The organism is Salinisphaera sp. SWV1, assembly GCF_052044155.1.
Classification (GTDB): domain Bacteria; phylum Pseudomonadota; class Gammaproteobacteria; order Nevskiales; family Salinisphaeraceae; genus Salinisphaera.
This window is the reverse complement of record NZ_JBQDYE010000007.1, coordinates 33315-47880: the sequence shown is the minus strand read 5'-3', so window position 1 is coordinate 47880 and position 14566 is coordinate 33315. Positions and strand designations below refer to the sequence as shown.

Genomic DNA, 14566 nt, shown 5'->3' with positions numbered 1-14566 from the left:
AGGCGCCCGCCATGAACAAATCGAGAATCGCGCTGCTTGTCCTGGTTTGCGCGGCCGTTGCCGCCTTCTTCGTGTTCGATCTCGGCCAGTATCTCGATCTGGCCTATTTCAAGGCGCAGCAGGACCGCCTTCAGTCGGTCGTGGCTGCACGCCCGATGCTCGCGGGCGCCGTGTTCTTTCTGATCTATGTGGCGGTCACCGCATTGTCGCTGCCGGGTGCGGCGGTCATGACGCTGATCGCCGGCGCCTTGTTCGGCATGCTCTGGGGCACGCTGCTGGTGTCCTTCGCCTCCTCGATCGGCGCCACCCTGGCGTTTCTCACCGCCCGGTTCATCCTGCGCGACTGGGTGCAGAAGAAATACGGCCAACGCCTCGAGGCGATCAACCGTGGCATCGCCAGGGACGGGGCGTTCTACCTGTTCACACTGCGCCTAGTGCCGGTGTTTCCGTTCTTCGTGATCAACCTGGTCATGGGGCTGACGCCGATACGGCTGGCGACCTTCTATATCGTCAGCCAGCTCGGCATGCTCGCCGGCACGCTGGTCTTCGTCTATGCCGGCACGCGGATCGCCGCGATCAACACCCTGTCGGACGTGCTCTCGCCCGGGCTGCTGGTCGCCTTCGTGCTGCTCGGCGTATTCCCGCTCGTCGCGCGCCGCATCATCGACCGGGTGCAGGCCCGCAAGGCCCTGAGCGGCCACCCGAAACCGCGCCGTTTCGATTGCAATCTGGTCGTCATCGGGGCCGGTTCGGCCGGGCTGGTCACCGCCTATATCGCCGCCGCCGTGCGCGCCAAGGTCACCCTGATCGAAAAGCACCGCATGGGCGGCGATTGCCTGAACTACGGCTGCGTGCCCTCGAAGGCCATGATCCGCTCGGCGCGCGTCGCCGCCCTGATGCGGCGCGGCGCCGAGTTCGGCGTCCACGCCGACAACGTACGCGTCGATTTCGCCGAGGTCATGGCACGCATCCAGCGCGTGATCGCCGAAATCGCCCCGCACGACTCCGTCGAGCGCTATCGCGGCCTCGGCGTGGACACGATCGAGGGCGAGGCCCATATCACCTCGCCCTATACGGTTGCGGTGAATGGCCGGGAGCTGACCACGCGCAGCATCGTCATCGCCACCGGCGCGCGCCCGCTGGTGCCGCCCATTCCGGGCCTCGATACCATCGACTATCTCACCTCGGACACGGTCTGGGACCTGCGCGAGTTGCCCGAGCGCCTGCTCGTGCTCGGCGGCGGCAATATCGGCTGCGAGCTCAGCCAGGCCTTCGCCCGCTTCGGCAGCCAGGTGACCCAGGTCGAGATGACGCCTCGCTTGCTGGCGCGCGAAGACCCGGAGGTGTCCGCGCATCTGCTCGAACGCCTCACCGCCGAAGGCATCGACGTGCGAACCGGACACACGGCCAAGGCCGTCGAACGCCGCGACGGAAACCCGGTGCTGGTCTGCGAACACCAGGGCCGCGAGGTGGCATTCGCGTTCGACCGCATTCTGGTCGCGGTGGGCCGCACACCCAATATCCAGGGTTTCGGCCTGGAAGAACTGGGCATCGAGACTTCGCCCACCCGCACGCTCGCGGTGAACGAGTTCCTGCAGACCCGCTACCCCAATATCCTCGCCTGCGGCGATGTCGCCGGCCCGTACCAGTTCACCCATGCCGCGGCCCATCAGGCCTGGTATGCCTCGGTCAATGCGCTGTTCCTCGGCATCCGCCGGTTCAAGGCCGATTATTCGGTCATCCCCTGGGTGACCTTCACCGATCCCGAGATCGCCCATGTCGGGCGCAACGAAACCCAGGCCGAAGAGGACGGTATCGCCTTCGAAGTCACCCGCTACGACCTCGGCGAACTTGATCGCGCGATCACCGAAGGCCAAGCGCGGGGCTTCGTCAAGGTGCTGACGGTCCCCGGCAAGGACAAAATCCTGGGCGCGACCATCGTCGGCGAGAACGCCGGCGAGCTGATCGGCGAATTCGTCACCGCCATGCGCCACGGCCTGGGCCTGAACAAGATTCTCGGCACCATCCACGCCTACCCCACCCTGATCGAGGCCAACAAGTACGCCGCCGGCGAATGGAAACGGGCCCATGCGCCCGCGCGCATCCTGGCCTGGCTGGAACGTTTTCATGGCTGGCGCCGCGACGGGCGCGGCGGGGTCGATAGCGAACGCGCCGCCGATGCCGAGCGATGAGCGAGCGCCCGAGCCTGTCCATCATCGTGCCGGCTCTCGACGAGGCGGCCGGCATCGCGGCCGCCCTGCAATCGCTTGCCGGGCTGCGCCGGCGGGGCGCCGAAGTGATCGTGGTCGACGGCGGCAGCGCCGACGACACGCTCGCGCAGGCCGCCCCGCTGGCCGACCGGACGCTGAGGTCCGCCCGTGGCCGCGCCGTGCAAATGAATGCCGGTGCCCGGGCCGCCGGCGCGGATGTGCTGTTGTTCCTGCATGCCGATACCCGGCTGTCCGACGACGCCGACACCCGCATTCATGACGCCCTGGCCGACGGCCGCCATGTCTGGGGGCGATTCGACGTGCGCATCGAGGGCCGCGCCGCCCTGCTGCCGGTCATCGCCTGGGCGATGAACCGGCGCTCGCGGCTGACCGGCATCGCCACCGGCGACCAGGCGATTTTCGTCACGCGACGCGCCTTCGATCGCGTCGGCGGCTTTACGCCGCAGGCGTTGATGGAAGACATCGCGCTCTCCCGCCGCCTCAAGACCCTCTCGCGCCCGGCCTGCCTGCACCAGCGCGTGACGACCGCCGGCCGCCGCTGGGACGAAAACGGCGCACTACGCACCATCATTCTCATGTGGACGCTGCGACTGGCCTACGTCTGCGGCGTATCGCCGGCCCGACTCGCCCGTTGGTATGGCCACGGGTATGACAAGACCCGCTGAATATCGCCGCACTGGACCCCGATGAAACCCGTACCCGATCTGCACATCGCCGTCTTCGCCAAACCGCTCGTACCGGGCCAGGTGAAAACCCGGCTGATCCCGAGCGTGGGCGCCGAAACAGCCGCGGAACTCCAGCGCGCCATGCTCTGGAATACGCTGACCGTGGCCCGGGATGTCGCCGGCGAGCAGGTCTCCCTGTGGGTGGCGGGCGACCCGGAGCACCCGACACTGCGCCCGTTTCGCGATGCCTTCGCGCTGACGATTCACGCCCAGCGCGGCGACGATCTGGGGGCAAGAATGCGCTCGACCCTGGCCATGTTGTTGACGGCACACGACCGGGTGTTGCTGGTCGGCTGCGATTGTCCGGTTCTGTCCGCCGACGACCTGCGCGGCGCCGCCACGGCGCTCGACGAGGAACGGACGGACACGGTCTTCATCCCGGTCGAAGACGGCGGCTACGTGTTGGTCGGACTCAAAGCCCGGCCCGAGCGCCAGCAAGCCGTCCTCGATGACGTCTTTGGCGACATCCCCTGGAGTACCGACCAGGTGATGACACAAACCCGCGCCCGGCTCGCAGCGGCCGGGCTGTGCTGGGCGGAACAACCCGCGCTATGGGATATGGACCGGCCCGAGGATCTTCGACGCGCCCAAGCAATGGACGTGTTGGATCGGCGGATATGGGATCACGAATGAAGATCGCGCGCCATGCTGCGAGCGGCATCGTTTCCAACCTGCGGCCTGTGCCGGCCCGGTCTACATGTCATAGCGATAGCGTCGGATCGACACGACTGCCGCGCATTACCACGACATCCGGGCCGTGTTATTAACCCGGCACAAAAATAGATGATTTTTCGGCTTAATAGCGCCAGTATGCGACCGCATGCTCGCCGCGGCCATTGGCCTTTGAAAATAAAAGACGGACAGGCGCCGGCTTTTATTTTTGAAGGCGCTAAAAACAGCTGGTGAAGTCAGCTGTTTTGATGCCGGATTAATATCGGCAAAACGGCACGACCGCGAAACTTTTCTCAACCATGAATACCTTGAGCGCGCGCGACGGGCCCATTCGCCCGGCATCCAGATACCGCGGCTCGGGCGGCCCGCCCGAACCATGCCATGCGTTCAGCCCGCGCAGGCATCATAAGCGACCGGCTGCTTGCGCATATCGCGCATCTGCCAACCGATCACCCAATCGCCGGCCTGAAAATTGATGCTGTATCTGCCCTGGGGCAGAAAGGCGATCGTCGGCAACGCGTTATCCTGGCCAAATGGCGGTGCCGTTACGTCGCATAGAGATCACCGCAGTCACTCGTCATATCAGCGCTCGACCTGACCTGCCGACGACCTGCTCATGATATCCATCAGATAGGTCAACAAAGTCGCAGGCATCGCATGGGAGCGGCTGACCGTGATACCCAGCACGGTGCCGAAGGTGATATGGGCAATATAGACGGTCAGCGGAAAAGCAATCGGCGCGTATTGCTGTCCGAAAAGTCCGGCCCCGATCCCCGACATCACGGGGCTGAGCATGAAAATCGTGCCAATGCCCAGCGCATAAAGTGTGCCGATCCACCAGGCTCGACGTCCAAGGATGAGGATATAGATCATGGCGAAGCTGGCACCATTCCAGAAATGGTCGCCCCAGCCCGCCAGATTCGACAGCGCATCGGGCCCGGACATGAACTGGTCGAGCAGCTTCACCCCCATCAGCTCGGGCATCGAGCCCGGCATGGCATCGAACAGTCGAAAGCCGATGAGCCGCACGATTTCGAGACCGACCGTGGCCAGCACACCCGCCACCAGCGCCGTGGGCACACCACGAGCCAGGCGCAGCCAGCCACGGGTGACTGCCAATACCCAGACAAGGAACACCGCGATAACCGCAGGCAGCAGCGCGTGCAGGCCGAGCCAGTTCATACTCGAGTAACCGGCGGCAGTTGCGACGAACATCAAAGGCGACACCGAGGCGGCCGCGAGCACGATCGCGATGCCGACCAGCTCCCCGACGCTCGACGGTTCCGAGGTGTGAGTCATGTTTTGCTCCTGCCCGATGAGGGCTTGGCCAATGCGTGTCTCATGGATCGTGTGCGGGGTGGCGAGACCGCGGTCCAGCGCAGCCCCGCCCCCATCAACCGATACCCTATTGCGTGGCGCCCTTGAGAATCATGTGGAACTTCTTGTCCATCATCTGTCCGGGTTTACGAAACTGGCTGTCGACAGCCGTCAGCAGATCCGAGGGCTGGAAGTAACCGACGTAGGTCTGGCCGCCGTTTTCCCAGACGTACATCCGCAGCGGCAATACCGCCCCGGCGGCAGGCGACATCTTGAACAGTTTCTTGCCGACCTTCGGGTTGCCCACCAGAAAACTCTCCGCGCCTTTCAGATGCAGGCCGGTCATCTTCAATACGTTCGCCTGATTGATATGGCCCATAACCATCATGCCGTTGCCGGAGATGGCGTGCTTGAGCTGGGACACGGTGGAGTTGAAGGAATGGGACGACTGCGCCTGGACGAAATTCGTCGCCGCAAAGCTCGACGCACTGAATAGAAAGCCCGCAACGAGCAAAAGCGCGAATACCCGTTTCAAAGCGATGACGTGATTTGACATAACAACCTCTGTGATATTCAGAAAAGCCATGACGCGCTCAGCGCGCGAGCGACTCAGCCGCCGCTCTACTTGATAAGTCGCCAATCGCCACTGAATCTTACGACCCGGCTTCTGTAATCGGATCGTCGACCGCGGTCATGACCGGCCTGCCGGGCCCATGTTGCTCAGCCTTCCGGTAGCAACCCCTCCTGAAACGGTCTCCGGAATTTGGGCAGACGCGAGAGGGGAGTCAGCCGACAAGAGACGCAGATGACCTGGGTAAGCGCAGGAACTATTCGCCGAAATCCAGGGGGCGTGCGGCACGCGCCACGATCGAGGACAACGCGACGATTGCGGCGTTGGCGCAGCCGTTCGCGGTGCATTCGAACCGGATTACGCAGTGAAAGCGCCAAGCGCTGGATCACCTGTCCACCGAGCGCCAGCTCAAGACAGCTGTGCCTTGCCGATAACGGCAAACGTGCATCATGAAGCCAAATATGGTAGCCATGACAGGGAAATCGGCCCCGGTATAAACCGCTTCGGCTGTTACGGGATCGCCAAAACTTAGTCTAGGAGAATCATGAGCATGCAACGTATCGCGCACTCATTGGCCGGATACCTTGTTGTTCTGTGCGTCGTGGCAACGACAGCCACCGCGCAAGTAAACAGCGCCGCAGCCACGAACAACGGCCACTCGAAGCTGCAGCCGGGTGAGCAGAACACCGTCAACATCGTCCAGAAATACAAAAGCAGTGTGGTGGCAATCCGGGTCACGGTGCATGGCAAACAAGTCAACCCGATGCAAAACCTGCCGCCGCAAATGCGTCGGTTCCTCAAGCAATTCGGCCAAGGCCAGATCCCTTCGCACAAGGGAACCGAACGGGCCGCCGGCAGCGGCTTTGTCGTCGACCAGAAAGGCCAGATCCTGACCAACTATCACGTGGTGGCTGCCGCCCTTCATGGGATGTCGACCCAACTCGCCGACGGTGCTTCGGTCACCATCAAGTTCCCGGGCAAGAAAGCCGCGCCCGCCAAAGTTGTCGGTGTGGATCAGTCCCACGATCTGGCCTTGTTACAGCTGAAAAAGCCAGACCAGCTTCCGGCTGATGCCAAGCCCATCCCGCTTGCCGACTCGGACAACATAAAGGTCGGCGAGACGGCGATCGCGATCGGCAACCCCTTCCTGCTCCAGTCGACGGTGACTCAGGGCATCGTATCGGCAGTCAACCGTAAGCAGGCAGCCGCCGTAAGCGGCATACCCATTGAATATATTCAGACCGACGCCGCCATCAATCCGGGCAACTCCGGTGGACCTCTACTCAATTCACAGGGTCAGGTCATCGGCATCAACGACGAAATTCTGGCACCTCACGGAACATTCATCGGCGTCGGTTTCGCGATCCCCAGTAATCTCGTCAAACAGAACCTTTCCGCGCTCAAAGCCGGCAAATTCATCAAGAAGGCGATGATGGGCGTGGCCATCATACCGCTGAAAAAGTATCCGAAGGACGCGCGTCAGCAACTGAATCTGCCCGATCACGGCGCGATGGTGGCCAAAGTCAAGCCGGGCAGCCCGGCCGATAAGGCGGGACTCCAGGGTGCGCAATACACGATGAATGTAGCGGGGCATAAACTGCCTGTCGGCGGCGATATCATCATCAAGGCAAACGGTCATACGATTGAAAATGCACAGACGCTGCAGAAAATTGTGTTGAGCAAATCCGCGGGTGCTCATATCAAGCTCGTGATTCTGCACCACGGCAAGAAGAAGACAGTCACCGTCACGCTGGCGGTACTCAAATCGAATCCGCAGCAAAGCCAGTAAAACAATGCGGTGATGATCCCGGATGAGCGACCTGATGTGAATGTTCATGGGGTCGCCCATTCGGGCTCGGGCCCCGTACGACTCGATTCACCTCGGTCAGGATCGCGGGCAATGCCAACGGCTATAGATAGTTAATCGACATAAGCCCAGTCACGACGGGTGATGGATTCAATACGCCCGGCTGACCGAATAAGCACGCGCATTGTTTTGTCAGCAAATCCACGCAAATGGGCGTAAACAAGAACGAAGATCCAGGCACTACTGCTTCAGCTGCGCAAGTGCTGGCATCGTCAAGTGTTTGACTGAGCTTTGTAAATAGCCAAGCAGCCGCTTATCGACCAACGCGCCGAAGCGCCAGCGGGGACGTTAACGCAACGATAACGCTGCCGGGTACACCACGCCCGCCGCCGAACGACGCCCCGCCCCGGTTTGCAAACGGCCTGCGCCCGTCCCGACGCAGGCCGTCACGGGACGGCGTCTGGCTCAGTACCCGCCTTTCTTGCCCACGCCGACATAGGTGAACTGCCATGCGTGCGTGATCGGCGACCACCATTTGGGCACACCGGTATCGCGCGTGGTGTGCCGGAAAAAACCCTGGTATGGCGGTGGCAGGATCTTGAAATGCGCCGTGTACTTGCCCGGCCCATCGAGTTTCACGTTGGAACCGTAGTGCGGCCCATCATTGGCCACCATCGGGATCATCGTGCCCACGGTCGACCAATCGCTGCCTTTTTTCGTGATCTCGTAACTGACGGTGAGATAGGGAATCCAGGCCCCGGGGTCGAAGCCGTGCTTTTCATGCGCGCCCGCATGGATATCCGCTTCCAGATGCACATCGGCCTGGCTGCTGTTCAAACCGGGCACCACGGGCGCCATGTCCACGGCCTGGAGATACACCGGATGAATGATCAGCCCGTCCGTGACCAGAGGCTTGCCGAGCGAATGCTCCGCGGCCAGCGCCGGCATCGATAGGGCAAAAAGCGCGCTCGCGGCAGCGAGTGAACCGAGGTGAAGTCGCATGTTTTTCCTTTTAGAAAGAGCCATTCGTTTTATTAATCCGGCATCAAAACAGCTGACTTCATCAGCTGTTTTCAACGCCTTCAAAAATAAAAGCCGGCGCCTGTCCGTCTTTTATTTTCAAAGGCTTTGCGGCCAATGGCCGCGGCGAGCATGCGGTCGCATACGCGCGCTATTAACCCGAAAAATCCTCTGTTCTTGTGCCGGGTTAATCAATACCCTGGGTCTGATTTTTCCCATCTGCGTATCGACACACGCTCAGTAACCGAACAGCGCGGGGCTCCAGGCGACCCCGACCAGCGCGATGCCGGCCAGCATCGGCGCCAGCGCCACCATGCGGCGCACACCGGCCAGCTTCTGCTGACCGAGCAGGCGAAAGCCCAACTGCAGGCTCCACAACACGCTGAGCGCGAACAAGGCCGCCTTGATCCCGGCAATCGCGCTGCCCGGCAAGCCAGTCAGCGCCAGGGCGTCGAACAGCTTCCCGCCCAGGCCGATGACCAGCGACAGCATCGCGACCGGCATGTACGCATACGCAAGCTCGACCAGCCGGCCGCGCAGGTGAAGATCCGCGCCCAACCGCCCCGCGAGCCAGCTCGAGGCGGCCGTGATCACGGTGAGCGCAATACCGAACCCCGCGGCGCAGCCGAGCATGAAACCCACGATCATGAAGAAATCGAGCCACGTGAATACTTCATGCGCGGCCGGATGCACGGCCATGAGCCAGGCCGGGCCCGACGTGCCGATCCAGTACCAGCCGTGATCGATGGCCCAGCTGCCAACCGCCTGGCGCAGCCATTGATACTGCGGCAGCACCAGCCAGAGGAAGCCGCCCAGGGAGAGCCCGGTCGCCACGAACAGGAACCAGATCTCCGCGGCGTTCGGATTGTATTGGCGAATATGGGCGACTTCGGTCCCGGGCCGCCGGAACAGCAGTTTCAACCCGCCGCGCGCCTTCGGATTCACGCAGCGAAAACACTCGATACAGTGGCGCGACTCGGCCTTGCGGTTGATATCGATCATGGTGGGGCAGATGCCGCGTTCGGCGTAGGCATCGTCCTGCCCGCGCGGCTTCTTGGGCGCGAACTGGACGGCACCCAGCCGCGAGAACACGCCGAGCATCAGGCCGATCGGGCACATATGCCGACACCAGGCCCGCTTGTGCGCGCCCCGACCATAGACCAGCCCCAGCAGGATCGCACAGACAAAGGTCAGCCCGAACACCTCGGCGATACCGAGCGCATAGTCGCGGGCGCCGACCGTCTGAGCCAGCACGGTGATGACCACAAAACTGACGATCGGCGTGCCGCGCCAGCGCACCCAGGCCGGGATCGGCCGCTTCAATCCGACCCGGTTGGCCCATTCGGAACTGGCCCCCAGCGGACAGAGCACGCCACACCAGCTGCGACCGGTGAAGATCACCGACACGAACACCAGCGGGAACCAGAGGCCCCAGATCACGAAATTCGCGAACAGGGTGAAGTTGTTGTAAAAAGTCGCGCCTTCGGCCGGCAGCGGTAGAAACAATGGCACCAGCATCAGCGCCAGAAAGCCGATGAACATGCCCGCATGCACGAAATCGAGCAGACTGCGATGACGGCTGACAACCGCTTCCACACGCCGCGCCCAGGGGCCTTGATGGGGCTGGCGACGGCTGCCGGCCGGACTGTCGACGCGAATGGGTATCTGCTGTAGCCGTCCCTGTGCATTGGTCATGGTCATCAACTCCGCGCCAACTCAGGTCGTGGCCTGTTGCCTGGCGGCGCGGGGGCGCCCGCGACGCCGGTTGACCCGCCACATCGCCCCGCCGATCAGAGCCAGAGCGGCGAGATAGAACAGCAGTTGCATGCCCGAGGGCCGCTGGGTATAGCCGATCAGAATATGCAGCACACGGCCGGCCAGCGATTGCTCGGACAGCAGTCCGGAGGTATTCCATAGCGAGTTGCCCAGCGTCGGCAGCACGCCCGCCTGGGTCAGGAAACCCGCGGCATCGGCCGCCATCCCGGCCGCCAGCAACAGGATCATCCAGCTGGTGACGCTGAACAGATAGCGCGTCGGAATACGCAGCAAGCCGTTGTAAAGCAGAGCGCCCGCCACGACCCCGAACAGCACACCCAGGGCGCCCCCGGACAACATGGGAAGCGCCTGCACGCCGCTGGCGTAGATTCCGTAGGTGAACAGCACGGTTTCGGAGCCTTCGCGCAGCACCGCAACCATGACCACGACCATGAGCATGTACAGTGGTTTTCGGCCGCTGGCCACATCATGGCCGACGGCCTTCATGTGCTGCGCGAGTTCCCGGCCGTGTTTGGTCATCCAGACGTTGTGCCAGCCCAGCATCGCCACCGCGACGAGCAGAATGCCCGCGTTGAGGAATTCCTGCCCCCGGCCCTGTACGGCGCCGGCGATCGTGCCGGCGAACGCAGCCACCAGACAGGCCCCGCCGATGCCGAGCAACACGCCCAGCGAAACCCAGCGACGGCGCCCGGCCACACCCTTGGCCGCAGCGAGCACGATGGACACCACGAGTGCGGCTTCCAGCACCTCACGAAAAACGATAATGGCGGTCGGAAACATGGCTGCTCCTGAAAACACGGTCAGCGAACCGTCAGCTTGCCCTGCATGTTCTGGGCGAAGTCGTTGAAGAACTTATAGCGGCCCTTTTTCAGCGGACCGATGTAAACCGGCACGGTGGTGCCGCCGGGGACCACCTTTTCCACCGTGAAGTCGTAGCTTTCGAATTCGGCCGGCCGCACCAGCTTGTTGTGCACCAGGACCTTGACCCGTTTACCCGCGGGTATGCTGAGTGCCTGCGGCTGAAACCCCTGCTTGGTAATCGCCAGTCGATAATCGGCGTCCTTGGCCAAGCCAACGGTCGGCAGCCCGACCAGCAGGACCACCAGAATCGCGAAAACAGCGCGGTTGTTAAAAGCGTGCATGGGAAGCACCAAGCCTCGGCGTGCGGAAAACAGATTGAATGGTAATGATTCGCATTAACTGATGCAAGTACGCCGTTCGGTTCCCCGAAAATTGCGGCGGTCAACCGGGCCATCGGGGCCGTGGCTTAATCGCGCGTTGGCGCCGACGGTCAAGCCACGCGGGCGGATACGCGCAATGCCGAATGCGCCGGGAACGAAGCCGTTGCCAATGCCCTTTGCGCCTAGCGCGACGCCTGAGCGGGAACGTCGCTGTCCCGTTCGTCGACAACACGCGGGTATTCGCGGTTGCGCTTGACGAATTCACATGCTCGAATAAATCGCATGTCGCGTAACCCAGCCAAATTTTCGGCCCTCCTGCAGGGCTTGCTGGCGCTTTGCCTTTTTTGCAACGCGCTGGGTTGGTCGCTTCATGCCCAGGCCGCGAGCTTCGCGGGCGCCGATCACTCGATCGTGCAAGCCGATGGCGAGACGGTCGATGCGGCGACGCCCACGGCCGATGCCGCTGGCGACGATCTGACCGATCACTGCGGCCACGGCGAGTTGCATTTCCTCGGCATCATCCCGTCCCTGAATGCGGCCGTTGCGTCGGTGCGCGGCATGCTCAATCGCGCCCCGCGCCCGCATTACGCCGGCCCGCGCCCCGACCCCCTGATAACCCCGCCCATAGCCTGAATCCCCTCGCTTTTCTGTTTTTTGCGATGAGGATTCATGCATGTCTGCAATACGCTTGCGGCTGGGCGCCTGTGCGCTCGGCCTCGGGCTGGGCGGGTTCATGGCCCCGGCAACGGCGGTCACCGAGATCCCCCAACCCCTGACGCTCGACGCCGCCCTGGACTGGGCCGGCGATTACAACCCGACGCTGCGCGCTGCCAAAATTCGCGTAGAGCAATTGACCGGTCAGGCGATTCACGCCGATGTCGCGGTCCCCTCCAACCCGCGGCTCGAAGTCGGCGCGGGCCAGCGTTCGACCCCGGCCGGTTCCGGGACCGACCTGAATGTGCAACTCAGCCAGTCGTTCTGGGTCGCCGGCCAGGGCGGGCTGCGCGCCGCGGCGGCCGATCGCGAGCTCGCCGCGGCCCGGGACCAGTACCGCTATCTGGTGTCGGCCACGACGGCGCGCGTGCGTGCCGCCTTCCTGTCGGTACTGGTGGCCGACCAGGCGGTCGCGACGGCACGCCGGATCGTGCAGGCCAACCGCGAACTCTACGATTATGCGCAGCGGCGGATGGCCGCCGGGGCCGGGACCCAGCTCGAGCTCAATGCGGCTCAGCTCGGGGTGAGCCGCGCCACGGCCCTGCAGGCCCGGGCAAAGAATCGGCTGCAGCGGGCACGTCTGGCCCTGGACGAACTGCTGGGCATCGATCCGCGCCGCCGTCTTCAAGTGAAGGGCAGGCTGGATCTCGACCCGCTGCAACTGCCGGATCGCGCCGCCCTGCTCGAGCGTGCCGTTCGTCAACGCTCGGATCTGGCCGCCGCGGCCGGACGCGTCGCGGCGGCACGCCAACGCCTGAAACTGGCTGATCGTCAGATCATTCCCAACCTCACCGTGTTCGGCTTCTATCGCGAGGAAAACGGCGGCAACGGCCGGGGGCCGAATGGCAACGGCGCGACGATCGCCGGCGGTGGCGTGTCGTTCGAACTGCCGATTCTCCATCGCTATGAAGGCGAGCGAAAACAGGCCGCCGCCGAACTCGATCAGGCCCGGCTCGAGCAGGAGAACCTGCGGCGCGAGGTCCGGCTCCAGGTTGTGCGGTCGCTATCGGACTATCGCTCGGCGCGCCGTCAGGTCAAGGCGCTCGACCGCGCCGTATTCGATGCCGCCCGGCAATCGGTCGATCTGACCCGACGCGCGTTCCGGGCCGGTGAAGTGGGTGCGCCCGCCATTACCGCGGCCCAGAACAACCTGATCGCCGTGCGTAATGAATACCTGTCGGCCCTGGACGCCCTGATCAACGCCATGACCGATCTCGAACGCGCGACCGGGGGCCTGATCGCCATCTCGGCCGGCCACACGCGCGAAGGAAACTAACCCATGCCTGCATTCAATCATTCCCGTGCAACGCTCGGCGTTTTACTGGCGACCCTATGGGTCGCGAGCGGCTGCGACGCCTCCCAGTCCGCCGGCAAGACGACCGACCGACCCCAGCAAACCGCGACTTCCGCGCCCAAGAACTCCGGTCGTCATGAAAACGGCACCGACAAAAAACATCAATCGACACCACGCGAAGTCCACCTGACACCGGCGCAACTCGAGCCGCTGTCCATTCGCGTCACCGCGGTTCCCGGCGGGGCGGCGGCGGATACCGTCAAAGCCCCGGCCAACGTCCGTTTCGATGCCGACCGGGTGGCTCGGGTCGGGCCGCGGCTGGAGTCGAAGGTCGTCGCGGTCGAAGCAGATCTCGGCGATCGGGTCGAGATCGGCGACACCCTGGCGATGCTCGACAGCGTGGCGCTCGGCAAGGCGAAGGCCCGTTATCTGACAGCGACCGCGCATTACAGAAACACGCGGGCGGCTTATCGACGCAAGCGCGACCTGGCCGGCGACCGGATTATCAGCCAGGCAGCACTGGACGCATCCCGTGCCAGGTATCAGTCCGCGCGCGCCTCGCGACACGCAGCGCGTGCTGAATTGAAGCTCTATGGGCTGACCGCGGCCCAGATCGAAGCCATCGATCCCGGCGACGACGACACACCGCTCTCACGGTTCGCGCTCACCGCGCCGATTGCGGGCACGGTTCAGCGTCGTGATGTGGTCACCGGCCAGACCGTCGCGTCCAGCGAGACCCCGTTTCAGATCGTCGATTCGTCGCGAATGTGGGTCATGCTGCACGTCGCCGAAAATAACGCCGCACGCATGCGCCCGGGGCTGCCGGTCTCGCTCCGCGTGCGGGCGTTACCCAATCGCCGGTTCGCGGGCAAGACCGATTGGGTCTCCCGGGCGCTCGATCACGACGCGCGCACGCTGACGGTGCGCGCCGTCGTGAGCAACGCGGACGGGCGGCTCAGCGACGGCATGTTCGGCACCGCGACCGTACAGACCGCAAGCGAAAAAGACTACGCACTGGTGCCCACCGACGCGGTGCAGACCCTCGACAGGGATCAGCCGGTGGTTTTTGTTCCCGGCGACGAGTCCGGTCATTTTCGGGCCGTGGCCGTGACCACCGGCGACGAAAACAACGGCCGGGTGGAGATTCGTCAGGGGATCGATCCGGGCGATCTGGTGGTCACCGCCGGTGCCTTCGACCTGATGTCGGTGCTGACCAGCGGCTCGCGCAGCGCCGCCCACGGCCACTGATCGGGAGATC

General features: G+C 63.7%; 14 protein-coding genes. 6 read left to right on the top strand and 8 right to left on the bottom strand.

Going from position 1 to position 14566, the window contains the following annotated elements:
* Nucleotides 1–11 precede the first annotated feature (11 nt).
* The 3 genes from ACS8YF_RS04940 to ACS8YF_RS04930 are packed head-to-tail and all read left to right on the top strand — an operon-like array spanning nucleotide 12 to nucleotide 3589.
* The gene (locus ACS8YF_RS04940; protein WP_440849110.1) at nucleotides 12–2192 is read left to right on the top strand and encodes an FAD-dependent oxidoreductase; all 2181 of its coding nucleotides are present in this window, start codon (nucleotides 12–14) and stop codon (nucleotides 2190–2192) included.
* Nucleotides 2189–2896 (top strand): TIGR04283 family arsenosugar biosynthesis glycosyltransferase, encoded by a 708-nt coding sequence (locus ACS8YF_RS04935; RefSeq protein WP_440849109.1) that lies wholly within the window; start codon nucleotides 2189–2191, stop codon nucleotides 2894–2896. Before ACS8YF_RS04940 ends, ACS8YF_RS04935 begins: the two co-directional genes overlap by 4 nt.
* A gap of 21 nt (nucleotides 2897–2917) precedes the next feature.
* Nucleotides 2918–3589 carry a TIGR04282 family arsenosugar biosynthesis glycosyltransferase gene (locus tag ACS8YF_RS04930; protein WP_440849108.1) on the top strand — a complete coding sequence of 224 codons (672 nt, stop codon included), beginning with the start codon at nucleotides 2918–2920 and terminating at the stop codon, nucleotides 3587–3589.
* A gap of 426 nt (nucleotides 3590–4015) precedes the next feature.
* Here the strand turns inward: ACS8YF_RS04930 and ACS8YF_RS04925 are convergent, their stop codons facing one another.
* The 3 genes from ACS8YF_RS04925 to ACS8YF_RS04915 form a co-directional block, all read right to left on the bottom strand.
* A complete protein-coding gene (locus ACS8YF_RS04925) occupies nucleotides 4016–4144 on the bottom strand; it encodes a hypothetical protein (RefSeq protein ID WP_440849107.1) in 129 nt (42 codons plus the stop codon).
* Nucleotides 4145–4210: 66 nt separating this feature from the next.
* Nucleotides 4211–4810, bottom strand: a complete 600-nt coding sequence (locus ACS8YF_RS04920; RefSeq protein WP_440849106.1) for a hypothetical protein — start codon at nucleotides 4808–4810, stop codon at nucleotides 4211–4213.
* Nucleotides 4811–5033: 223 nt separating this feature from the next.
* Nucleotides 5034–5501 carry a DUF302 domain-containing protein gene (locus tag ACS8YF_RS04915; RefSeq protein ID WP_440849105.1) on the bottom strand — a complete coding sequence of 156 codons (468 nt, stop codon included), beginning with the start codon at nucleotides 5499–5501 and terminating at the stop codon, nucleotides 5034–5036.
* Between the two features lie 559 nt (nucleotides 5502–6060).
* Between ACS8YF_RS04915 and ACS8YF_RS04910 the strand changes: the two genes are divergently transcribed.
* Nucleotides 6061–7305 (top strand): S1C family serine protease, encoded by a 1245-nt coding sequence (locus ACS8YF_RS04910; protein ID WP_440849104.1) that lies wholly within the window; start codon nucleotides 6061–6063, stop codon nucleotides 7303–7305.
* Between the two features lie 483 nt (nucleotides 7306–7788).
* Here ACS8YF_RS04910 and ACS8YF_RS04905 read toward each other — a convergent pair whose 3' ends face one another.
* From ACS8YF_RS04905 to ACS8YF_RS04885, 5 genes are all read right to left on the bottom strand, one after another.
* Entirely contained in the window at nucleotides 7789–8325 is a 537-nt protein-coding gene (locus tag ACS8YF_RS04905; protein WP_440849103.1) for an iron transporter, read from the bottom strand.
* A gap of 255 nt (nucleotides 8326–8580) precedes the next feature.
* On the bottom strand, nucleotides 8581–10038 hold the full coding sequence (locus tag ACS8YF_RS04900; protein ID WP_440849102.1) for a 4Fe-4S binding protein: 1458 nt from the start codon (nucleotides 10036–10038) through the stop codon (nucleotides 8581–8583).
* 21 nt (nucleotides 10039–10059) lie between these two features.
* Nucleotides 10060–10899: an FTR1 family iron permease gene (locus tag ACS8YF_RS04895; protein WP_440849101.1), complete on the bottom strand. Its 840-nt coding sequence runs from the start codon at nucleotides 10897–10899 to the stop codon at nucleotides 10060–10062.
* A gap of 20 nt (nucleotides 10900–10919) precedes the next feature.
* The gene (locus ACS8YF_RS04890) at nucleotides 10920–11261 is read right to left on the bottom strand and encodes a cupredoxin domain-containing protein (RefSeq protein ID WP_440849100.1); all 342 of its coding nucleotides are present in this window, start codon (nucleotides 11259–11261) and stop codon (nucleotides 10920–10922) included.
* 300 nt (nucleotides 11262–11561) lie between these two features.
* Complete coding sequence (locus tag ACS8YF_RS04885) at nucleotides 11562–11975, bottom strand: hypothetical protein (RefSeq protein ID WP_440849099.1); 414 nt, start codon at nucleotides 11973–11975, stop codon at nucleotides 11562–11564.
* Here ACS8YF_RS04885 and ACS8YF_RS04880 point away from each other — a divergent pair.
* Both ACS8YF_RS04880 and ACS8YF_RS04875 read left to right on the top strand, forming a co-directional pair.
* Entirely contained in the window at nucleotides 11974–13290 is a 1317-nt protein-coding gene (locus ACS8YF_RS04880) for a TolC family protein (protein WP_440849098.1), read from the top strand. The genes ACS8YF_RS04885 and ACS8YF_RS04880 overlap by 2 nt on opposite strands.
* Before the next feature lie 3 nt (nucleotides 13291–13293).
* The gene (locus ACS8YF_RS04875) at nucleotides 13294–14556 is read left to right on the top strand and encodes an efflux RND transporter periplasmic adaptor subunit (protein ID WP_440849097.1); all 1263 of its coding nucleotides are present in this window, start codon (nucleotides 13294–13296) and stop codon (nucleotides 14554–14556) included.
* The last annotated feature ends 10 nt before the right edge of the window (nucleotides 14557–14566 follow it).